General features: G+C 50.8%; 22 protein-coding genes. 4 read left to right on the top strand and 18 right to left on the bottom strand.

The window, feature by feature from the left end; all coding sequences use genetic code 11:
* Positions 1-3: 3 nt before the first annotated feature.
* The 5 genes from pstB to MJ768_RS00860 all read right to left on the bottom strand — a co-directional run bounded on the left by pstB (position 4) and on the right by MJ768_RS00860 (position 4,995).
* Positions 4-777: a phosphate ABC transporter ATP-binding protein PstB gene (pstB, locus tag MJ768_RS00880; RefSeq protein WP_239287383.1), complete on the bottom strand. Its 774-nt coding sequence runs from the start codon at positions 775-777 to the stop codon at positions 4-6.
* Between the two features lie 12 nt (positions 778-789).
* On the bottom strand, positions 790-1,635 hold the full coding sequence (gene pstA / locus MJ768_RS00875; protein ID WP_239287382.1) for a phosphate ABC transporter permease PstA: 846 nt from the start codon (positions 1,633-1,635) through the stop codon (positions 790-792).
* Positions 1,636-1,637: 2 nt separating this feature from the next.
* Positions 1,638-2,600 carry a phosphate ABC transporter permease subunit PstC gene (gene pstC / locus MJ768_RS00870; RefSeq protein ID WP_445082952.1) on the bottom strand — a complete coding sequence of 321 codons (963 nt, stop codon included), beginning with the start codon at positions 2,598-2,600 and terminating at the stop codon, positions 1,638-1,640.
* A 107-nt stretch (positions 2,601-2,707) separates the two neighbouring features.
* A complete protein-coding gene (gene pstS, locus MJ768_RS00865) occupies positions 2,708-3,754 on the bottom strand; it encodes a phosphate ABC transporter substrate-binding protein PstS (protein ID WP_239287380.1) in 1,047 nt (348 codons plus the stop codon).
* Positions 3,755-4,245: 491 nt separating this feature from the next.
* Positions 4,246-4,995 (bottom strand): MBL fold metallo-hydrolase, encoded by a 750-nt coding sequence (locus tag MJ768_RS00860; RefSeq protein ID WP_239287379.1) that lies wholly within the window; start codon positions 4,993-4,995, stop codon positions 4,246-4,248.
* A gap of 334 nt (positions 4,996-5,329) precedes the next feature.
* Here MJ768_RS00860 and MJ768_RS00855 point away from each other — a divergent pair, with 334 nt between their 5' ends.
* The 4 genes from MJ768_RS00855 to MJ768_RS00840 all read left to right on the top strand — a co-directional run bounded on the left by MJ768_RS00855 (position 5,330) and on the right by MJ768_RS00840 (position 7,420).
* Complete coding sequence (locus MJ768_RS00855) at positions 5,330-5,665, top strand: ArsR/SmtB family transcription factor (RefSeq protein WP_239287378.1); 336 nt, start codon at positions 5,330-5,332, stop codon at positions 5,663-5,665.
* On the top strand, positions 5,662-6,093 hold the full coding sequence (locus tag MJ768_RS00850; protein ID WP_239287376.1) for a YeeE/YedE family protein: 432 nt from the start codon (positions 5,662-5,664) through the stop codon (positions 6,091-6,093). The genes MJ768_RS00855 and MJ768_RS00850 overlap by 4 nt, the downstream gene beginning before the upstream one ends.
* Before the next feature lie 10 nt (positions 6,094-6,103).
* Positions 6,104-6,541: a YeeE/YedE family protein gene (locus tag MJ768_RS00845; RefSeq protein ID WP_239287374.1), complete on the top strand. Its 438-nt coding sequence runs from the start codon at positions 6,104-6,106 to the stop codon at positions 6,539-6,541.
* Between the two features lie 78 nt (positions 6,542-6,619).
* On the top strand, positions 6,620-7,420 hold the full coding sequence (locus tag MJ768_RS00840; RefSeq protein ID WP_239287372.1) for a sulfite exporter TauE/SafE family protein: 801 nt from the start codon (positions 6,620-6,622) through the stop codon (positions 7,418-7,420).
* Positions 7,421-7,437: 17 nt separating this feature from the next.
* Here MJ768_RS00840 and accD read toward each other — a convergent pair whose 3' ends face one another.
* From accD to MJ768_RS00775, 13 genes are all read right to left on the bottom strand, one after another.
* Entirely contained in the window at positions 7,438-8,346 is a 909-nt protein-coding gene (gene accD / locus MJ768_RS00835; protein ID WP_239287370.1) for an acetyl-CoA carboxylase, carboxyltransferase subunit beta, read from the bottom strand.
* A gap of 225 nt (positions 8,347-8,571) precedes the next feature.
* Complete coding sequence (gene trpA / locus MJ768_RS00830) at positions 8,572-9,372, bottom strand: tryptophan synthase subunit alpha (protein ID WP_239287368.1); 801 nt, start codon at positions 9,370-9,372, stop codon at positions 8,572-8,574.
* Positions 9,373-9,402: 30 nt separating this feature from the next.
* Entirely contained in the window at positions 9,403-10,614 is a 1,212-nt protein-coding gene (gene trpB, locus MJ768_RS00825; RefSeq protein ID WP_239287366.1) for a tryptophan synthase subunit beta, read from the bottom strand.
* The gene (locus MJ768_RS00820) at positions 10,589-11,209 is read right to left on the bottom strand and encodes a phosphoribosylanthranilate isomerase (RefSeq protein ID WP_239287364.1); all 621 of its coding nucleotides are present in this window, start codon (positions 11,207-11,209) and stop codon (positions 10,589-10,591) included. The genes trpB and MJ768_RS00820 overlap by 26 nt, the downstream gene beginning before the upstream one ends.
* A gap of 152 nt (positions 11,210-11,361) precedes the next feature.
* On the bottom strand, positions 11,362-12,123 hold the full coding sequence (gene truA / locus MJ768_RS00815) for a tRNA pseudouridine(38-40) synthase TruA (RefSeq protein ID WP_239287362.1): 762 nt from the start codon (positions 12,121-12,123) through the stop codon (positions 11,362-11,364).
* On the bottom strand, positions 12,120-12,731 hold the full coding sequence (locus tag MJ768_RS00810; RefSeq protein WP_239287360.1) for an energy-coupling factor transporter transmembrane protein EcfT: 612 nt from the start codon (positions 12,729-12,731) through the stop codon (positions 12,120-12,122). The genes truA and MJ768_RS00810 overlap by 4 nt, the downstream gene beginning before the upstream one ends.
* 245 nt (positions 12,732-12,976) lie before the next feature.
* On the bottom strand, positions 12,977-15,643 hold the full coding sequence (locus MJ768_RS00805) for a FimV/HubP family polar landmark protein (RefSeq protein ID WP_239287358.1): 2,667 nt from the start codon (positions 15,641-15,643) through the stop codon (positions 12,977-12,979).
* Between the two features lie 74 nt (positions 15,644-15,717).
* On the bottom strand, positions 15,718-16,740 hold the full coding sequence (locus MJ768_RS00800; protein ID WP_239287356.1) for an aspartate-semialdehyde dehydrogenase: 1,023 nt from the start codon (positions 16,738-16,740) through the stop codon (positions 15,718-15,720).
* A gap of 221 nt (positions 16,741-16,961) precedes the next feature.
* Positions 16,962-18,047: a 3-isopropylmalate dehydrogenase gene (gene leuB, locus MJ768_RS00795; protein ID WP_239287354.1), complete on the bottom strand. Its 1,086-nt coding sequence runs from the start codon at positions 18,045-18,047 to the stop codon at positions 16,962-16,964.
* 34 nt (positions 18,048-18,081) lie between these two features.
* Complete coding sequence (gene leuD, locus MJ768_RS00790) at positions 18,082-18,720, bottom strand: 3-isopropylmalate dehydratase small subunit (protein ID WP_239287352.1); 639 nt, start codon at positions 18,718-18,720, stop codon at positions 18,082-18,084.
* 2 nt (positions 18,721-18,722) lie between these two features.
* A complete protein-coding gene (locus tag MJ768_RS00785; protein ID WP_239287350.1) occupies positions 18,723-18,857 on the bottom strand; it encodes an entericidin A/B family lipoprotein in 135 nt (44 codons plus the stop codon).
* 23 nt (positions 18,858-18,880) lie between these two features.
* A complete protein-coding gene (gene leuC, locus MJ768_RS00780) occupies positions 18,881-20,284 on the bottom strand; it encodes a 3-isopropylmalate dehydratase large subunit (protein WP_239287348.1) in 1,404 nt (467 codons plus the stop codon).
* A 308-nt stretch (positions 20,285-20,592) separates the two neighbouring features.
* Positions 20,593-22,371 (bottom strand): ABCB family ABC transporter ATP-binding protein/permease, encoded by a 1,779-nt coding sequence (locus MJ768_RS00775; protein WP_239287458.1) that lies wholly within the window; start codon positions 22,369-22,371, stop codon positions 20,593-20,595.
* Positions 22,372-22,533 lie beyond the last annotated feature (162 nt).

Here is a 22,533-nt window from a genome sequence, read left to right as displayed (position 1 = left end):
CGATTACCCGAATCGGCCTGTAATGTAATCTTCCGTTTCCTTGCGCTTAGGATTGGTGAACACCGTGCTGGTATCGCCGAATTCGATCAGGTCGCCCAGATACATATAGGCGGTGTAGTCTGACACGCGCGCTGCCTGCTGCATATTGTGGGTGACGATGATGATGGTGAATTCTGCTTTCAGCTCATCGATCAGCTTTTCGATGTGTGCGGTGGAAATTGGGTCTAGCGCAGAGGTAGGTTCGTCGAGCAACAATATTTGCGGTTTGACAGCAATAGCGCGCGCGATACACAAGCGCTGTTGCTGACCGCCGGAAAGTCCGGTGCCGCTCTGTTTTAGTTTATCTTTCGCCTCTGTCCAGAGCGCTGCTTTCCTCAATGCCCATTCCACGCGCTCGTCCATATCATGGCGGCTAAGGTTTTCATAGAGTTTCGCACCGAAAGCAATGTTGTCATAAATAGACATTGGGAACGGAGTAGGTTTCTGGAATACCATGCCGATCTTGGCACGGAGTGTGTTGAGATCCTGTTTTTTGTCGAGAATATTTTCACCATCCAGCAGAACTTCGCCAGTAGCTTTTTGCTTCGGATAGAGCTGGTACATGCGGTTGAAGGTGCGCAGCATGGTGGACTTGCCGCAGCCTGAGGGACCAATAAAGGCGGTCACCATTTTTTCCGGAATGGTCAGGTTGATGTCCTTGAGGGCGCGCTCAGCCCCGTAGTAAAAATTCAGGTCGCGTACGACCAGCTTCGGAGTAACAGTTTTTTCAGCGCCCATCTGTCTGCATCCTTAATAAGTTGTTGATTTCTGGCGGAATAAGACTCGCGCCATTATATTGAGCGAGAGCACGCTGAAAGTGATAAGCAGCGCACCAGCCCAGGCGAGACTCTGCCAGTCCTGGTAAGGACTCATGGCAAATTGGAAAATGACTACCGGCAGGTTGGCCATGGGCTGATTCATATCGCTGCTCCAAAATTGATTATTCAGCGAGGTAAACAATAGCGGTGCGGTTTCTCCGCTAATACGCGCCACAGCTAGCAGCACCCCGGTAATAATGCCGGCTCGTGCAGCGCGCAGAGTAACCAGGTTGATCACCTTCCATTGCGGTGCGCCCAGCGCTGCCGCCGCTTCGCGCAAGGTATTCGGCACCAGGCGCAACATATTTTCGGTGGTGCGGATGACGATCGGGATGACTAAAATGGATAATGCCAGCGCACCGGCCCAGCCGGAGAAGTGCCCAATCTTGATGACATACATTTCATATATGAACAGACCGATCACGATAGATGGTGCAGAAAGCAATACGTCGTTAATGAAGCGCGTGGTCGGCGCTAACCAGCCGCGCTGGCCGAATTCCGCCAAATAGGTGCCCGCCAGTATGCCGATAGGAGTGCCAATTAGTGCGGCGAGAAAGGTCATCATCAGGCTGCCGGCAATGGCGTTGAGCAAGCCGCCGGCGCTGTTTGGTGGTGGCGTCATCTGGGTAAGCACTGCCATGGATAGTTGAGGCAGGCCGTTTGCCAGTAGCGTCCATAAAATCCAGCCCAACCAGAGCAGGCCGAACAGCATGGCCAGGGCCGAAATTCCGAGACCTATGGCATTAATCAGACGGCGGCGTGCGTAGAGTGTCAGCATAATCAGGTCGTAGATCCCTCGCGTTTCGTCAGCATATACAGCATATAACGCGCCAGCGACAACACGATGAAAGTGATTAAGAATAGAATTAGTCCGAGTTCGACCAGCGCTGAGGTATATAACTCGCCCACTGCCTCATTGAATTCGTTGGCCAGCGCGGAGGAGATGCTATTACCCGGCATCAGTAGTGAGGCACTCAATTTATGTGCATTGCCGATGACGAAGGTGACCGCCATTGTTTCGCCCAACGCACGCCCCAAGCCGAGCATAATACCGCCGGCCACACCGATCTTGGTATAGGGCAGTACCACATGCCACATCACTTCCCAAGTGGTAGCGCCCAAGCCATAAGCAGATTCCTTGAGCAGGGTAGGAACAACTTCGAACACATCGCGCATCACCGAGGCAATAAAGGGAATTACCATGATGGCAAGAATGATGCCTGCGGTGAGCACACCTATACCCATGGGAATGCCCTGAAACAAAGGCCCAAATATCGGCAGCGGACCAAGTTTTTCAATGAGCCAAGGCTGTACATAGTCAGCAAATAGTGGCGCAAATACGAACAGACCCCACATGCCGTAAATAATGCTGGGGATACCAGCCAGCAGTTCGATGGCAATGCCCAATGGGCGGCGTAACCAGCGCGGTGACAGTTCAGTGAGGAAAAGCGCGATGCCGAAACTGACCGGGATTGCGATCAGCAAGGCGATGGCAGAGGTTACCAGCGTGCCAACTATCGGAACGAGTGCGCCAAACTCGTCCGTGACCGGATTCCATTCTGCGCTGGTTAAAAACCGGAAACCGAACGTCTTGATGGAGGGTAGGCTGCCGATTATCAACGAAACGATTATGGCGACTAGCAGCATGAGCACGGCAAATGCAGACAAGCGAGTGACATTGCGGAACAGAATGTCCAGCAAATTATGGCGCTTCATATGTACTTCACGTAAAAACGTCGGCATGATTTTTTAAAAGTGCTCAAAATTTGAGGGAGCCCGGCCCCCTCAAATTTTATCCAGCAAGAATTATATCTTGCAAACACACGCTGCCAGAGCGCTTAAGTAGACTATTATTTCCAGAAAGCCTTGCCCTTGTTATCCTTGATCTGTGCTTTCCAGGCGGCGCGCACCAATTGCTGAACTTTTTCCGGCATGGGTACATAATCCAGAGCCTCAGCCATTTTGCCGCCATTGCTGTAAGCCCAGTCGAAGAACTTTAGTACCTCTTTAGCTGTTTCAGGTTTGTCTTGCGTCTTGTGCATCAGAATGAAAGTGGCACCGGTGATGGGCCAGCTTTCTTTGCCTGGTTCGTTGGTCAACAGTTCATAAAAACCTGGAGCCTTTTCCCAATCAGCGTTGGCAGCAGCAGCCTTGAACGAGGTGTCATCTGGTTTGACAAACTGGCCGTCATGGTTCTTTAGTTGTGCGTAAGTCATTTTATTCTGCAGAGCATAAGCATATTCCACATAACCGATGGAATTTTTTATGCGCTGCACATAAGATGCCACGCCTTCATTGCCTTTGCCGCCAGTGCCCGCTTTCCAGGAGACAGCAGTGCCTTCGCCGACCGCAGATTTCCATTCCGGGCTAACCTTGGACAGGTAGTTGGTGAAGATGAAGGTGGTGCCTGAACCATCGGAGCGATGTACTACGGTGATGGTTTCATTGGGCAGTTTAGTGCCTACATTCAGCGCCATTAGTGCCGGGTCATTCCACTTGGTGATCTTGCCGAGGAAAATGTCGGCCAGCACCTTGCCATCCAGTTTGAGCTGCCCGGCTGCAACTCCGGCTACGTTGATGACAGGCACCACACCGCCCATCACTGCCGGGAATTGCATCAGGCCGTTCTTTTCCAGCTCTTCGGGTTTCAACGGCATATCTGAGGCGCCAAAATCTACTGTCCTAGCGATAATTTGTTTGATGCCCCCGCCGGAACCGATAGATTGGTAATTCAGGCTGATGCCGGTTTGGGTTTTATAAGTATCTGCCCATTTGGCGTAAATTGGATAGGGGAAGGTGGCGCCTGCGCCGGTGAGGTTAACGGCCGAAGCATTGACTGCTAACGACAACGAGGCGGCAAGCCCAAATATATAAAAAAAACGATTTAGTTTGGTCATATTCTCTCCAAATATTAGGTTCGCTACAGAGCAGCTTCCCTAACTATAGCCATTTTATGTTACATAATTATTACACAGACTAGGCGTCAAGTAGTGTCAACGTTTGCTCATCCAGTCACGAAAAGTGACTGGCAGCACGCGTTCACAAAAGTTGTTAAACATGTGGCGGTCAATTTCTTTATTGGCATTATTCAAACTAACACTCATTTTTGATGTGACTATTTGGTATCTTAGTCGTTGCGATTCTTTCACTTCTGCGCCAATGGTAGCGGAGCTCGAGGCTTGCAGATGGTATGGCTGTCAGGGTTGCTGAATCAGGTTAGGCATTGTCTTCTCCTGTGAATATATGGAGGCAGGATAGTGCAACAATGTTTCAGGGAAATTTCTGAGTCGCTGCGACTGGCTTGCTCAGCGGCTGTGACCTGATAGAGAGGCACCATCTGCAACTTGCTTAAAAGGACTCATGGTGCAACTTTTCAATTCCATGCCCGTTATCCTTGCGGACTATCGGTCATGTGACCACAATATTTCTCAAGATTTTCAGGCAGATGATCTGGACAAACGCCGCACAGTTTATTTCCCGGCACTGCAAAATCAATGAACTTAGGGTATGGTAAATTGAGGTTCGCCATAATATCTTTGAATTGCGCCAGCGTGAGCTCATCGCCTAGGCGAGGATTACGTTTCTTTTCCTGCGCTATGGAAGAAACGCGCCTGTCTTTGTAATCATGACCGGGATAAACAAGAAACTCGTCCGGCAAAGAAAACAGTTTTTCTCTGACGCTCTTGTATAGCGCATCCGCGTCGCCGTTCTGAAAATCGGTGCGGCCACATCCCTCGATTAGCAACGAGTCACCTGTGAATATCCGGTCGCCTGACAGATAAGCAAAGTGTCCGTCAGTATGTCCAGGGGTATGCAACGGCTGCAATTGGATGCTACCCACGTTGAACGGCGTTCCTTCTTCAATCCCCACATCTGCGCAAGGCAATCGATCTATAGCGGGCATCGCTATCTTGCTTCCTACTTTTATTTTTAATTCGCGAGCGGCAGTGATGTGATCTGCATGAATATGGGTATCCAGACTATAGGCCAGCGTCAATCCTAGCCGTCTGACTTCGGCAAGATCACGGTCGACCGTGACGATGACTGGATCAATGAGGACAGCTTGTCCCGTTTCCTCACAGCCCAGCAAATAGGTATAGGTACTTGATAACGGCTCAAACATCTGACGGAAGATCATGGCGGTGCCTTTAACTCGAGTTTTTCACAAACGATCTCGTCGCAAATATGCGACTTGCTCTGGTAAGAAGATAATTAAAATTATTGCTTGCCACTATTGATTCGAAATAGCTGTTTAACAGGTTGAGTCAGACACATATAGTAATCAACGAGATTGCCTCAATACCACCTATTTGTCGTTAAATTGTATCCACGTTTGCCAGGAATGCAAAGGCAATCAACGCGATTCCAATAACGATATGGATCGTAAAGTAGATCATCAACAATATATTTTACAATATAATATATTTATGTATAATTAGCAACAAATATTCTTGTTATAAAAGGATGAATTGATGGCTGCCACAATTGAAAAATTTAATCTGAATGCATTGCACGCTTCCGCGACTGACGCTTGCGGGCTTCTAAAGGCCTTGGCCAACCCAGACCGCTTGCTATTGTTATGCCAGTTAACCCAAGGTGAGCATTGTGTCAGCGACTTGGAAAACTTGCTGGACATTAGGCAGCCGACACTTTCTCAACAATTGACTGTCCTGCGTGAAGAACAGTTAGTTACTACCCGTCGAGACGGCAAACAGATCTTTTATTCCATTGCCAGCAAGGAAGCGATGGCCGTCATGGCAGTGTTGTACGAGCAATTCTGTAAACCGGGTAAAAGAGGAAAGAAATGACAATCGACTGGGCAAATTTCACCCCTTGGACATCCTTGGCTGGTGGCGTACTAATTGGTCTTGCTACAGCAATGTTCCTTTTGCTTAACGGACGGATCGCGGGCATCAGCGGCATTCTGGGTGGGCTGCTACGACCGATAAAAGGTGATGTTGGGTGGCGGGTCGCATTTATAGCAGGCCTTATTTTTTCGCCTATCGCCTTTAGCGTAGCCGCGCCACTTCCTGTGGCTCAGATTGATGCCGACGCTGTTTCTCTGATTGTGGCTGGCCTGCTGGTGGGGATAGGCACCCGCTATGGTTCAGGTTGTACCAGTGGACATGGCGTTTGTGGTCTCTCGCGGCTTTCACCGCGCTCGATGGTAGCTACTGCCTTGTTCATGTTGGCCGGTTTTGTAACGGTCTTTATCACTCGCCATCTGATTGGTTAAGGAGATTACGATGCAAGTTTTAATGGCATTAATCACAGGTTTGATATTTGGTCTGGGTCTGATCTTGTCAGGCATGACGGACCCGGCCAAAGTGATTGGCTTTCTGGATATTGCTGGCGCATGGAATCCATCGTTGGTGTTCGTGATGGGCGGTGCCATTCTGATAGCGGCAATCGCGTTTCACTTTGCTAAGACTCGCTCGAAAGCGTTGCTGGGTGATGACATGCGCTTGCCAACTGCACGCCAGATCGACAGGCGACTAGTTTTGGGCGGACTGGCATTTGGGGTCGGCTGGGGTTTGACCGGTTATTGCCCTGGCCCGGCGTTGGCTTCGCTTGCCATCGGTGGGAGCAAGCCACTGATCTTTGTCGTCGCCATGCTTGCCGGTATGGCGATTTTCGAAATCCAGGATAGGCGTTCAAGCGCGCACAAACGCAAAGCAGTCTAGTGAAATTTTCCCAGAGCCGCGTTTACGAATAGCGATGACTACTATGATATGCGACGTGCGATTCAATAAGAGGCGACAATGATAATCGAACTGGGGTTAGGCTTGGCGGTTGGCGCAATAATGGCACTGACTGGCGCCGGGGGCGGGATATTGGCCGTTCCGCTGCTCGTATTCGGCCTGCAGCTTAGTGTTGCCCAAGCAGGGCCGGTTGGTTTATTAGCCGTAGGGCTTGCTGCCGCTTTGGGAGCGGCAGCCGGTTTGAAAGCGGGTATCGTTCGCTATAGAGCGGCACTGCTGATGTCCGTTACCGGCATGTTCCTGTCGCCTGTCGGTGTATGGCTTGCCCACAGACTCGACAACCGTTGGCTAACTATTCTGTTTTCCATCGTCTTGTTCTTCATTGCATATCGGACTTTCCGTCAGGCCATGAATCATTCAACCAATAATGACGGGGGCAACATCCAAAAACTCGCATGTGTTCGAAACGCCAATAGCGGCCAGTTCGTCTGGACCACTCGCTGTGCACGCGCCTTGGCAATATCTGGAGGCATTGCGGGATTATTCTCTGGCTTATTGGGTGTGGGAGGTGGCTTTGTAATTGTTCCAGCTTTAAAACGCTATACGGATCTGATCATTCAGTCCGTCGTCGCCACGTCATTGACAGTCATCGCGTTGGTGTCACTAACAGGCGTCCTGTTCAGTTCTACTGCTGGTGCCTTGAACTGGGTAGTTGCGATACCGTTTTGTGCTGGCGCCTTTGCAGGAATGATGGTTGGAAAGTTAATATCTTCTCGGCTGGCAGGGCCCCAGTTGCAAATAAGTTTTGCTGTTCTGTCAGCAGTCGTAGCGGCTGGAATGATGATCAAATCTATTGCGTAGAGTATTGTAGTCCTACACTAATCTATGGCAAAGTTTGCGCAAGAGCCATCCACTGCCATGACCGTCGGCTGCTTGGTCAGCAGCGTAATTAGCGTAGCGAGCTGGTCGCGCATTTGGCGACGATCCACAATCATATCAATAGCGCCATGTTCCATCAAAAATTCCGCGCGCTGAAAGCCATCCGGCAGCGTCTCGCGCACCGTCTGCTGAATTACCCGTGCACCGGCAAAGCCGATCATTGCTCCGGGCTCGGCAATTACCACGTCTCCCATGAAAGCAAAACTGGCGGACACACCGCCCATGGTCGGATCGGTCAGCACCGAAATGAATGGCAGTTTTTCTGCACTCAATTGGGTCAATGCGGCACAGGTTTTTGCCATTTGCATTAACGACAACAATCCTTCTTGCATACGCGCCCCCCCGCTGGAGGCAAAACACACGAAAGGGGCTTTCTGTTCGGTAGCAAGCTGCACGCCGCGCACGAAGCGTTCTCCCACTACCGAACCCATGGAGCCTCCCATGAAGCTGAATTCAAATACTGCCGCCACCAGCGGAATGGCATGCACACTTCCCTGCATTACCACCAGCGCATCACTCTCACCAGTGTCACGCTGCGCCGCCGTAAGACGTTCACTGTATTTTCTGCTATCTTTAAATTTCAGCGTATCCAGCGGCTGCACTTCAGCACCAATCTCGAAACGCCCCTCCGCATCCAATAGCCAGTTCAGCCGAGTGCGCGCGGTAACACGGTGGTGATGATTGCACTTGGGGCAAACACTTTTGTTTTTCTCCAAATCAGAGTAGTACAGTACCCCTTGGCATGATGGACATTTGTGCCACAGTCCTTCTGGCACATTCTTCTTGCTCTCCTCCCCCAACTCCCTACGCTTGATTTTTGGGGGCAATAATTTCTGAAACCAACTCATGCAATCCTCCTTAAATCCTTAATCCGAACGTTGCATTTGTCGCGTGATGATTGCGCAGAATTTCCGCGAGGTGAAAAAGGCGGCCAACCTTACGATCCTCACTTGTTTGATAAGCATCCATGAGGAAAAATGCGTCCTGAAATTCCTTTGCAAGCAGCTTTTCCGTCTACCTGCATTAATCACTTCACGCAGCGGTTCTTGGAACTTTGAGTATCAGGAGACGCCTTAGGCCTGATTGATTGCCAAGCGCAATTCCTTAACCAGCCTTGCGACATTTGGGATGACAGACTCTTCGTTCGAATCCTCAATTTCCTGCACGATGCGGCTGCCAACCACCACGCCGTCGCACAATTTTGAGACTGCTCGCGCTGTATCTGCATCACGGATGCCAAAACCTACGCCTATCGGTAGGCCGATATACTGTCGAATGTGCGGAATTTTCTGTTCTATCGCTGACAAGTCCAGATGCCCCGCCCCAGTCACGCCCTTAAGCGACACGTAATACACATAACCGCGCGCCAGTTTGGCTACCTGCGCGATGCGCGCATCGGATGTAGTGGGTGCAAGCAAAAAGATGGGGTCCACGCCGTGGCGATGCAGGTGACCAAACGCCTCATGGCTTTCTTCCGGCGGAAAATCCACCGTCAGCACGCCGTCTACTCCCACTTCCGCGCAGCGCGTAGCGAAGCGTTCCCAGCCCATAGCCTCGATAGGATTGCCATAACCCATCAGCACTACGGGCGTGCTCGCATCCGTGGCGCGAAATTTCTCCACCATATCGAGTACGTCATGCAACGCCACGCCATGCTTGAGTGCTCGCTCTGAAGAGCGCTGTATAGTTGGGCCATCCGCCATCGGGTCGGAAAATGGCACACCAATTTCAATGATGTCTGCACCCACCTCTGCCAGCGCATGCATCAGCGAAACAGTAATTTGCGGATTGGGATCACCTGCCGTAATAAAGGGAATCAGTGCCTTACTGCCGCGTTGCTTAAGTTTTTCAAAAGTGGTCTGAATACGTGACATGAGGTACCTGCAAAGTAATTCCAGAAAAGGTTACAGTTCAATACCAGAAACCCGCGCTACGGTCGCCATGTCCTTGTCGCCGCGTCCGGATAAATTGACCAACAGAATTTTATCATGGCCCATCGTCGGTGCGATCTTGGCCGCATAGGCCAAAGCATGACTGGATTCCAGCGCCGGAATAATACCTTCGTAATGACATAGATCATGAAAAGCTTGTAACGCCTCACTATCCTCAATGGCTACATATTGCGCGCGCCCACTGTCTTTAAGCCATGCGTGTTCCGGGCCGACACCGGGATAATCCAGCCCGGCGGAAATAGAGTGCGTTTCAATGATTTGGCCGTTCTCATCCTGCAACAAATAAGTACGATTACCGTGTAGCACGCCCGGCTTGCCCGCAGTCAGTGCGGCTGCGTGATGGCCGCTGGCAATGCCGCTGCCCGCCGCTTCCACACCGATAAGCTGCACACCAGGCACTTCGATGTAAGAATGAAAAATTCCCATGGCGTTCGAGCCCCCGCCCACGCAGGCGATCACAGCGTCCGGCTGACGCCCTGCCAATTCCGGCATCTGAACCACGCATTCCTTGCTTACCACTGAATTAAAATCGCGCACCATCATCGGATACGGATGCGGCCCAGCCACAGTGCCGATGATGTAGAAAGTATTTTCGATGTTGGTGACCCAATCGCGCATCGCCTCGTTGAGTGCATCCTTGAGTGTTTTGGAACCGCTCTCAACTGGCACTACAGTAGCGCCCAGAAGTTTCATGCGATAGACATTAGTGGCCTGACGTTTAATGTCCTCCGCGCCCATGTACACCACGCATTCCATGCCGTAACGTGCCGCCACGGTAGCCGTCGCTACGCCGTGCTGGCCCGCGCCGGTCTCGGCGATCACACGCGGCTTGCCCATGCGCTTAGCCAGCAGCGCCTGTCCTACGGTGTTATTCACCTTATGCGCGCCGGTATGATTAAGATCCTCACGCTTCAGATATATCTGCGCACCACCTAACCGTTTCGACCAGTGCTGTGCGTGGTAAATCGGGCTGGGCCGCCCGACATAATGCTTCAGCTCATAGGCAAACTCAGCCTTGAACTCAGGGTCAGCAGAATAATGCTCATAAGCAGCACGCAATTCATCCAGCGCGCCCATTAAAGTTTCGGCAACGTAAATACCGCCATAAGGGCCGAAATGACCCGTGCTGTCAGGATAGTTATAAGCCAATTTTCTTAACCTCATTGATGAATGCGGCGATTTTCGCTGCATCCTTAATTCCTTTCGCAGCTTCCACACCGCTGGAAACATCCACTGCCCAAGGCCGCACCTGCTTGATTGCATCCGCCACATTATTTACGTGCAAGCCCCCGGACAAAACTACAGGCAGGGGCAAATTGTGCGGAATCAGTGTCCAGTCAAACGATACTCCCGTGCCACCATGCGTACCTTCGATGAAGGCATCAAGCAGCAAACCCTGTGCATCTTTATAACGCGCCGCGCATTGTACCAAATCCACTCCATATTTGACTCGCACCGCCTTTAAATAAGGGCGTTTGAACTGCGCGCAGAATTTTGGTTCTTCCTCCCCGTGAAACTGCAACACATCCAACGGTACCTGCTGCAATACCTCTTGCACCGCTTCTGCGCTGGGATTCACGAACAGCCCCACCAGCGTCACGAACGGCGGAATCGCAGCCGCCAGTTGAGCAGCCTGCTTCGGCGTCACATAACGCGGACTTTTATCATAGAACACCAGTCCGAGCGCATCCGCACCGCTGTATGCGGCGGCCAGCGCATCTTCCACACGCGTGATGCCGCAAATCTTGATTCGGGCCATAGTTATTAAACGCGCTGATAAAAAATTGAGGCGGCATTGTAATGCATGTAAGAGACAGACAAAATTTCAACCTGAATATTTTTACATAAGAAGCCAAGGAAATTATGACGTCATGAACATGGTATCAGTCGCATGTAGCACGCCAGCACACCCTACTTAAGTTGTGGCAAGTCCCATTTTGCATCGTAAGTAATCCGGCGCAGATACAAGCCATCTGGCGCAAAGGTTGGCGCAGCAAGACTACGCTCTTGACCTTCCAGCACTTCGCGCATCCACTGTGGTGGGTGCTTGCCCTTTCCTATATATACCAGACAACCAACGATGTTGCGCACCATATGGTGCAGGAAGGCATTGGCGCTGAGATCGAAAATTATCGTATCGCCTTGCTTTTGAATGTCGAGTTGCGCCAAGTTTTTTATGGGTGATTTGGCTTGGCATTCCGCGGCGCGCAGGGCACTGAAATCATGCTCTCCCAATAAATACTGTGCGGCTTCACACATCTTTTCCACATTCAGTGGCGCATGAAACCAGCCTGCTTTGCCATGCTGCATGGCATTTCGCACGGAGCGGTTGATAAGTAGATAGCGGTAACTACGTGCCTGGGCAGAAAAACGCGCATGAAATTCCTCCGGCACAGTATGTGCCCACAATACAGCGATGCTGTTCGGCAACAAGGCATTGACGCCGCGTACCCAAGCAGTCAGCGGCCTTGCTACGTTGGTATTAAAGTGCACTACTTGTTCCTGCGCGTGTACACCGGTATCGGTACGACCAGCTGCGACGACTGAAATGAGTTCGTTGGCAATCCCGCTCAAAGCAGCTTGCAGTGCATCTTGCACAGTATGGCCACCGGCTTGACTTTGCCAGCCGAAATACTGGCTACCGTCGTATTCCACACCGAGTGCAATTCTCACAGCAGCACCAATACAAGCAGGGCGCAGCCTATAGTCAGTATCATGCAATCATGCTTTGTAAATGGGGTGGTGTACAGTTCGATGTTGTGCAGATTAACCTCCGCTGGGGCCAGCATCTGTTTGATGTTGGTGCGCCAATTACCAGTGGTATCCCATATAACGGATTCGGCATACTGCAAGGTTAGCGCCAGGCGAACTGCCAGGCGCTCGCGAGACAGTCCGACATATCGTAATGGATAAGTCAAAACGTATAGACCGCTAATGAGCTGCTGTCGGGGCAACAGGTTTAACAGAATAGCCAAGCTTGCCAGGGTAAATGTCAGGCGGCACAATTGCAGCAGGCCATTGGTCAAACCTTCATGTGTTGGACTGAATTGTGCAAGCGATGCCCAAACTGCTACACCTGGCGTCGCATAGGCATAGATGAAGAGCAGTGATAGCATAATCCAGCGCGTGCGGCGCAATAGTGTAATCAAGCGGGTACCGGACAAAGCGTATGCCAATACTAGCAGCGGAAAACCTGCAAGCAGCAATCCTGTAGTTTGCAATGATTGAATTGAAATAACGAGACAGACCCAAAGGAGGATAAGCACTGAAGGGTGCGTCATCAGGGGAGCCTTTAAATACATTTAGCGGTAAGAATAGTAATGAGCACTTCTAAAAATCCGGACTTTAAAAAATCGATTGCGCAGATTGTCAGCAGAAATTACTTTATTTCAACTAGATTAAATTGCGGATGCAAATAAGCAGACGATTTGCAACACTGATGACCGCTATCCCGCTGAAGGATGTCGACTCAAAAAAAACGGCAACCGCGAATTGCAGGCTGCCGTTCGATGTGCATATATTTTAATTAAACAGGTAGTTGCTGCAGCAATTCTTCAGCAACCGTTCGATGCTGCTCATCCCCATCGCGCACAACTTCTTCCAATATTTCACGTGCGCCTGCGACATCACCCATTTCCTGATAGGCCTTGGCGAGATCAAGCTTGGTAGCGGCGTCGTGCCATTGTGCATCCCTTTCCTCCGCTGACAGAGCAGGAGCAGGAACAATAGGTTTATCAAGATTCAAACTGATATCGCCTAGACCGATATCCATTATTTCCTTGGGCACAGCTTTTACAGGGGGAACCTCAAGCTTACCCTCACTCTTATCTGCAATAGGGAAATCCAGCGCGAAATCCATATGTTCATTGACATTCGCAGGAGCAGCCACTGCCGCTTTTTCTTGAGTCATCGCAGGGGAGGGAGCATGATTAGCTGTTACATCTACAATAAAATCATCTAAATTCATTGGAGTCGTTTCGACTTTACCAGTACTCGACGCAGGCAATTTTGCATGGCTGGCAGTCACATCAAAATCCATCGCTGTACTCTTTGAGACAGAGCTCGACTGACTCGTCTCAGCGCTATCTGTTGATGCTTTCGGTGCACTAAAGTCGAGATCGAGGTCAAAATCCAAAGAAGATGGCGGTTTTGTTGCCTTGCCCTCATTCAGCATGACATCGGGTGAGTGAGGAGCAACGAATGATTCCCCTACTGCCGCATTTACATTGCCCCCGTACATTGGGTTGTTCGGTTCAAGCTTGATGCCCATTAGGGCTGCTTGTTCCCAAGCATCCGCATCGCCTGAATCCCGCAACTGACGCGCAATGGTAGCGAATGAACGCGTGTCCTTACGGTTCGCATAAATGGACAGTAGCTTGAGATGAATCTGATGATTAGCCGGATTCTTGATCAGCGCTTCTTTTAGAATTTTTTCCGCTTGCTCATCACGACCAAAATTCAGGAACAAGTCTGCCCCGCTGATCGGATCAAAATCATCGGTCTGCGCTTGGCTAGCACCGCTGGTCGTGCTAACGGCATTAGTAAAATCGTCAGTTTTCGGTGGAGAGGATGCCGGAGTAAGTGTTTGATTAGAAGAACCTATCATATGCTCAATCGGCTTATCACCAAGTTTATTTTTCCCCCTGCTGTCCTTACCGCGCCGGGTCAGCAAATAGCCAAGCCCGATCAGTCCCAGCAGCGCAGCCGCTCCGCCCGCCATATAAAGCGGTTGACCAAGTATCACTTCCAGCAAGGAAGGTTGCGTAGCGACCAATTTGGGTTTGGTTATAGGCTTGACTGGTTTCACCGGGCTGACGGTCGCAACTGCGCTGACGGCTGCAACCTCAGAAGCAACAATAGCAACTTGTGAAGCAGCACCAGGGACTTGTGGCATAGCTCCCGGTTGGGTCTGACCTTCGACTGGATTCTGGACAGGCTTCACCTGCGCTGCAGGTGGCTGACTCTTCAAATCGATCAGGCGCTGCAAGTCTTGGACGTTTTTTTCTAACGCTACAACGCGCTCATTGCTTTCCTGGAGCGCCTTGCTCTTGGAGATCGCTTCTTCTTCCAGTGCATGAATCTTGTTCTGCAAAGTTTTTGTATTGCCGCCTGCAGAGGCTTTGTCACCGGGCGCTTCACCCTTGGACAATCTCACTACCTCCTTCGCGGATTCTTTGGCTGCGGGTGCATTATCAGCCACAGTAGTACTAATTTTACCGGAGGCTTCCTGCTTGGATTCTTCCCCTGTAGCAAGTCCACTGGCTGCCGCAAGCTTTTGGCGATAGGCGTGCCAATCATCGGCTTGTGCGCGGATTTCTTTCACAGCTTTCACCTGCGACTGATTATCCAGCTCGGATTGCTCCGGCATTTGCAGGATTTTGCCTGTTTTCAAACGGTTCATATTTTTGCCATCGAATGCGTCGGCATTGGCGTGATACAAAGCGACCAGCGCGCGCTCCAGACTAACATCGGAAGGCTTTGTTTGAAGTGCAAGCTTGCTCAGGGTATCGCCGCGTTTCACCTTAATAGCGCCGGAAGCAACGTTGCTACTTTCACTGGGTTTGATAACGGCGGTAGGTATTTCGTCAACAGCTTTCTTTTCATCCACCATTAATGTAGTGCTTGGCAACGGGGATTCGATTATCTCTTCTTTGGCTTTGGGTTCAAGCTCGGACACATCAACAATGCTCGGCTCTAATGGCTTCACTTCTTTGGCTTTGGGTTCAAGCTCGGACACATCAACAATGCTCGGCTCTACTGGTTTCACTTCTGCTGGCGGGGGTTGTGCGGGAACATAACCTGGCGGATCAAGCAGGAAAGTGTATTCTCGCAACAGCTTGCCGGATGACCAAGTCAATTCCACCAACAGATTAACGAATGGCTCGTTAATCGGTTGCACTGAAGTTATCTTAATATAAGGTTCGCCATTAGCATTCGTTTCAATCTTGAATTTCAAAGGAGGCAACCCGGATGGATAATCCAGGCCCGCATCTTTGAATACTTCGGGCGGAGCCAAGCGTGCAGACAGACTACTCATTTCATCTTTACTGGCCGTCCCAAGTTCTATCAACACATTCATGGGCTCACCCAAGGTGTTGGCCACATTAATATCGCCCATGCTAATCGCATAAGAAAAACCAGACAAAACTAAACCGATAACTAGCCCCAATGCTTTGACGAGTGATTTCAGCACACTGCCACCTTTATAAAGATTTTATTTAACACGAACAACATAACATCATGGAGTTATCAGCGCAAGCTAAAAGCTCAGGCTAAGTACGTTTCAATCAAAATCTCGGCAATTTGCACGCTGTTAAGCGCTGCACCCTTGCGTACATTATCGCTCACCACCCACAGATTAAGACCACGCGGATGTGATATATCCTCACGGATTCGCCCTACAAGAGTCGCATCTTGTCCTGCTGCTTCGATTGCAGTGGGATAGCCACCAGGCTCGCGTCTGTCCATTACCTGCACGCCTGGCGCCTTTTCCAACAAAGCACGCGCTTCGTCTGCTGTGATTTTCTTGTGTGTTTCAATATGCACCGCCTCTGAGTGGCCATAGAACACCGGCACCCGCACGGCAGTAGCATTAACCATGATGTTCTCGTCTTCCATGATCTTGCGAGTCTCCCACACCATCTTCATCTCTTCTTTGGTGTAGCCGTTATCCATGAACACGTCAATGTGCGGCAGCACGTTGAATGCGATGCGTTTAGAATAAACCTCGGTCTTCACTTCCTGATGGTTAAACAAAGCACGTGTCTGCTCCGCTAATTCCTCAATGGCTTCCTTGCCAGTGCCAGACACAGCCTGATACGTGGCAACATTAATGCGCTCTATGCCTACTGCGTCATGGATAGGTTTCAACGCCACCAACATTTGGATGGTGGAACAGTTCGGGTTGGCAATAATGCCCCGGTTCTTGTATTGCGCAATTGCATGCGGATTCACTTCCGGCACCACAAGCGGAATGTCGTCCTCGTAGCGAAATTGCGCAGTATTATCGATCACCACGCAACCAGCTGCCGCAGCAATAGGCGCATATTTTTCCGACACACTGCTACCCGCGGAAAACAAACCGATCTGCACCTGCGAAAAATCGAAATCTTCCACGTCCTGAACAGTGACTTCCTGGTTGCGGAATGTCACTGTAGAACCGGCAGAACGGCTGGAAGCCAAGGGGAAAAGCTTACCGACCGGAAAGTTGCGCTGTTCCAGAATTGACAACATTGCCTCGCCAACAGCACCCGTCGCACCCAGTATCGCGACATCGTATTTCTTGTTCATGCTTCCATCCTCTTTATTAATTACCCCCGGCGGAGCCGGAGGACTATTGCTGGATCATATTAAAGGCGCTGGCAACCCATGTGCTGCCCAAATATCGCTCGTTCCTGCCTCTTGGGAATAAAAAATCACATGATATTTACAGTCCCATCTCATCTGACTCAAAGACTGTAGGTCTAACCTTGAGGAATCTCTTGGCAAAGCCAGTGGTTTACCTCATTAAATTAATTTGACAACGTCGCAACCACGGCATCGCCCATCGCATCCGTACCAATTTTTTCCATACCCGCCTCGGCAATATCCGCAGTGCGCAAACCCCGCTGCAGGGTCTTGCGCACTGCAGCCTCGATGCGTTGTGCGATATCTGCGCGTGCAAATGTGTAGCGCATCATCATTGCCAATGACAAAATTGTCGCCAATGGATTGGCAATATTTTTGCCTGCAATGTCCGGCGCAGAGCCGTGACAAGGTTCATACAAACCCTTGTTGTTCGCATCCAGCGAAGCGGAAGGCAACATGCCGATGGAGCCAGTCAACATGGAGGCTTCATCCGACAGGATGTCACCGAAGATGTTACCGGTGAGAATGACATCGAACTGCTTGGGCGCCCGCACCAGTTGCATCGCTGCGTTGTCCACATACATATGCGACAGCTCGACTGTTGGATATTCCTTTGCTACCGCAGTCACAATTTCACGCCACAACATGCTCGTATCCAGTACATTAGCCTTATCCACTGAACACATTTTTCCCATACCATTTTCACCGGCGCGTTTCATGGCAATCTGGAAGCCAACATGCGCCACGCGGGATATCTCGGATTCACTGTATACCATGGTATCAAAACCTTGCCGTTCTCCATTGTCGAGCGTCCGAATGCCGCGCGGCTGGCCGAAATAAATATCACCAGTCAATTCCCGCAGAATCATGATGTCTAGCCCGGACACTATTTCCGGACGCAGCGGAGACGCATTTGCCAACTCCGGATACAGCTGCGCCGGGCGCAGGTTGGCAAACAGATTAAGTCCTTTACGAATGCGCAACAGGCCTTGTTCCGGGCGTAGCGAGCGCGGCAGTGCGTCATATTGATAGCCCCCCACTGCTCCGAGCAATACGGCATCTGACTGCTGTGCCAACTTTAGCGTAGCATCCGGTAGCGGATCACCTGACGCATCATATCCCGCACCTCCGATAGGTGCGTATTCCAGCTCCATCGGCAGTCCCTCGCGTCGCAAGGCTTCTAGCACCTTAGCAGCTTGTGCAACAATTTCTGGCCCAATGCCGTCACCCGGCAATACAGCGATTTTCATAAAGTCAACTTTCTTCTTGGCCTATACAATTGAATCAGGTAAACAACCACGGTGCTTCAGTCTTACGCCGTGCTTCATATTCCTTGATCTCTCGCACATGCTGCAGGGTCAGTCCAATGTCATCCAGTCCATTCAACAAGCAATTTTTGCGAAAAGCATCCACCTCGAAGCGATACACCATCCCATTCGGTGCAGTGATGCTTTGCTGCTCCAGGTCAATCTTCAGGTGATAGCCCGGCGTCGCGATCACCGCCTGAAACAAGTCATCTACACTCGCAGTATCCAGCACAATCGGCAATAAACCATTCTTGAAACAGTTATTGCAAAAAATGTCGGCAAAGCTAGGTGCGATGATGGCGCGGAAGCCGTAATCGCCCAGTGCCCACGGCGCATGCTCACGCGATGAGCCGCAGCCGAAATTCTCACGTGCCAGCAAAATCTGCGCGCCATGATAACGCGGCTGGTTCAGCACAAAATCCGGGTTGAGTGGCCGCTTGGAATTGTCCATACCCGGCTCGCCGTGGTCAAGATAGCGCCACTCGTCAAACAAGTTGGGACCAAAACCGGTGCGCTTGATCGATTTCAGAAATTGCTTGGGGATGATCGCGTCTGTATCCACGTTGGCACGGTCAAGCGGTACAACCAAGCCATCAATACGGATAAACTTATCCATTGTTATTTTCCATTCGCTGTTTTCTCAATCGTGCTGCCGACTTTGGACAAGTCCTTGCCAAATCCTCCTACGGTATTACATCCTGTCACCATAACCAAGGGCAACACCAATACCAACACCATTTTCAACATTTTCATTTCTTCCTGTACGAAAAGTAATGCTAAAAGTTTCTGACATCTACAAAATGGCCGGCAATAGCTGCTGCTGCTGCCATTTCAGGGCTTACCAAATGTGTCCTGCCGCCCGGCCCCTGCCGTCCTTCGAAATTGCGGTTGGAAGTTGAAGCGCATCGTTCACCTGGCTCCAATTTGTCCGCATTCATCGCAAGGCACATAGAACATCCTGGCTCGCGCCATTCGAAACCAGCCTCGACAAATATTTTGTCCAAGCCTTCGCGCTCAGCCTGCTGCTTGACTAGTCCAGAGCCAGGCACCGCCATCGCCAGCTTCACATTGGCAGCAACATGCTTGCCGCGCACTACCTCTGCCGCAGCGCGCAAATCCTCAATGCGAGCATTGGTGCATGAGCCGATAAATACTTTGTCAATCTGAATTTCGGTAATCGGCGTATTCGGCTGCAATCCCATATACTTTAAAGAAAGATCAATACTGCTGCGTTTCACGGGGTCGCTCTCTCGCGCCGGATCAGGCACGTTGCCATCCACCGCCACCACCATTTCCGGCGAGGTACCCCAAGTTACTTGCGGTTTTATTTCCGCAGCATCCAGTCGCACCACCTTGTCGAACTGCGCACCCTTGTCGCTATGCAAAGTACGCCAGTAGTCTACCGCTTTGTCCCATAATTCACCTTGCGGCGCAAAAGGCCGACCCTTGAGGTAGCTGATCGTGGTGTCATCCGCCGCTATCATGCCGGCGCGGGCGCCCGCTTCGATGGCCATGTTGCATACTGTCATTCGCCCTTCCATAGACAGCGCTCGGATCGCGCTACCGGCAAATTCGATCGCATATCCAGTTCCGCCCGCCGTACCAATTTTGCCGATCACCGCCAGCACCAAGTCCTTGGCAGTGACACCCTTGCCGAGCGCGCCTTCCACCAACATCTGCATGGCATGGGCTTTTTTCATCAACAAGCATTGTGTCGCCATCACATGCTCAACCTCCGATGTGCCAATGCCAAAAGCCAGCGCAGCAAACGCGCCATGCGTACTGGTGTGCGAATCACCACATACCACGGTCATGCCAGGCAAGGTCGCGCCCTGCTCCGGCCCAATGACATGAACGATTCCCTGGCGCACATCAGCCATCCTGAACTCGGTAATACCAAGCTCATCGCAATTGCTGTCCAGAGTCTCCACTTGCAGTCGCGAAATCGGATCGGCAATGCCCTGCGTGCGATCCGTAGTTGGCACATTGTGATCTGCCACGGCGAGCATGGAAGCTATGCGCCAAGGCTTGCGTCCAGCCAGCCGCAAGCCCTCAAATGCCTGTGGACTGGTCACTTCATGCACCAAATGGCGATCGATATAAATCAACGTGGTGCCATCGGGTTCTTCGTGCACCACATGGCTGTTCCAAAGTTTGTCGTAAAGAGTTTGTGTACCCATGCTCGCTTTCGTTTTAGAGCTCGTGATTATGCCACAGCATGTGGGCTGTCCGCCACGGACAGACTCTTCAACACAAGAACCTGGAGAGGGAGCTGTATTACCAATGAGAAGTGGTCCTGAGCGGTGGGGAATAGCACGACATCACAGCCACAGCTGTACACCATTGAGGCTATATTGAACAAGCTGTTAATTGAACAGGCTAAACCCCACGTCAGACGCAGCAACGATGGCCTGAAATAAAGACGCTCAGGCTAATTCACTTTTGAAAAAACTGGGCAAAAATGAATCAAATGTCAATAAGCTTTGGGTCACTCTTCCTCTTGCTGCTGTAGAGCCCACATTTGCGCATATGTGCCCTGTTTCGCCAGCAACTCACGGTGCGTACCACGCTCAATAATACGCCCACCGTCCATTACCAATATCTTGTTTGCGTCCACAATGGTGGACAGGCGATGAGCGATAACCAGTGTGGTTCGATCATGTGCAACGCTGCGCAATTCATGCTGAATCACCTTCTCGGATTTTGAATCCAGCGCCGAAGTCGCCTCGTCAAAAATCAGGATGGCAGGATTTTTGAGGATAGCGCGCGCAATCGCCACACGCTGCTTCTCTCCCCCAGACAACTTCAACCCACGCTCGCCCACCATGGTGTCGTAGCCATCCGGTAACGATGTTATAAAATCGTGAATATGGGCCGATTGCGCTGCATGCAATATTTCTTCACGCGAGGCTTCGGGGCGGCCATACGCTATATTGTAATAAATGCTATCGTTAAACAGCACGGTGTCTTGCGGCACGATGCCAATCGCGGCGCGCAAACTGGCCTGTGTCACCTTGCGAATGTCCTGGTTGTCTATCAGGATGCGTCCTGAATTTACATCATAAAAACGGAACAGCAACCGTGACAAGGTAGATTTACCCGCTCCGCTTGAACCCACCACCGCGACCGTATGTCCAGACGGAATATCAAAACTGATATCGAATAAAATCTGTCGCTTTGGTTCGTAAGAAAAACACACCTGCTCAAAATGTACTGCTGCTTGATCAACCTTCAGCGCAACCGCATCTGGCGCATCTTGTATCTCACGGTTTTCATCGAGCAGGCGGAACATTTTTTCCATGTCCACCAGAGAGTGTTTGATCTCGCGATAGACAAAGCCAAGGAAATGCAGTGGCATATAAAGCTGCAACATGAAAACGTTGATTAGAACCAAGTCGCCTATGGTCAGCTCTCCTTTTACCACGCCGTTCGATGCCAGCAGCATCAAAGCGGTCATGCCGATGGCAATAATAGCGCTCTGCCCGGAATTCAACGCTGCCAGCGAAGTTTGATTCTGCACCGCCGATGTTTCCCACTTGCTCATGTGTTCATCGTAGCGTCGTGCTTCATAGTCCTCGTTACCAAAATATTTTACCGTCTCATAGTTAAGCAGGCTGTCTATGGCGCGGGTGTTTGCCTTTGAATCCATATCATTCATGGTACGGCGAAATATCATGCGCCACTCTGTAATGAATAAGGTAAAGACGATATACACAATCAGCGTGATGAAAGTAATAACCGCAAACCACGCGTTGTATTTATAAAGCAAAATTCCTGCAACCAGGCCAATTTCCAGCAGCGTCGGCAGAATGCTGAACAGCATAAAATTGAGTAAGAAGCTGATACCTTTCGTACCACGCTCAATATCACGCGATACGCCACCAGTCTGCCGCTCCAGATGGAAGCGCAGACTTAAGCTATGCAGATGAACGAATAGTTTGAGTGCTACGCGCCGTATGGCACGCTGGGTTACTTTGGCAAATACTGCGTCGCGCAACTCGCCAAACAGTGTGCTGAAGAGCCGCAACAAGCCATAGCCAATCACGAGCGACACCGGCACCAACAACATTGCCTTTGGCTTACCCAGAGTATCCACGATTTCCTTGAGCAACAGTGGTACCGTCACGTTAGCCAGTTTGGCCAGCACCAGCAGCAGTAACGCCAGCACAACACGACCCTTGAATTCCATCAGGTAAGGCAGAAGGGTGCGAATGATATTCCAATCGCCACGAGGCGCAGGGGTAGAGGAAGCAGGACGAGGGCGCATTATGGTGTGAGAAAAATGGATAGGCAGCATTATAGCCGCGCCACGTAATGCACGTTTCTACAATAAATGTGCAGGTGGCTAGAGCGTAGCGGTATCTATTTCATGCGGAAGCGCAGTTGTCTCGCCTGCATGCGAGCATGTATCTCGGCATGACGGCAAAAT

This window comes from Candidatus Nitrotoga sp. 1052 (assembly GCF_927312905.1).
GTDB lineage: Bacteria > Pseudomonadota > Gammaproteobacteria > Burkholderiales > Gallionellaceae > Nitrotoga.
The sequence above is the reverse complement of the archived record's forward strand: the minus strand, read 5'-3'. Positions and strand labels throughout refer to the sequence as shown.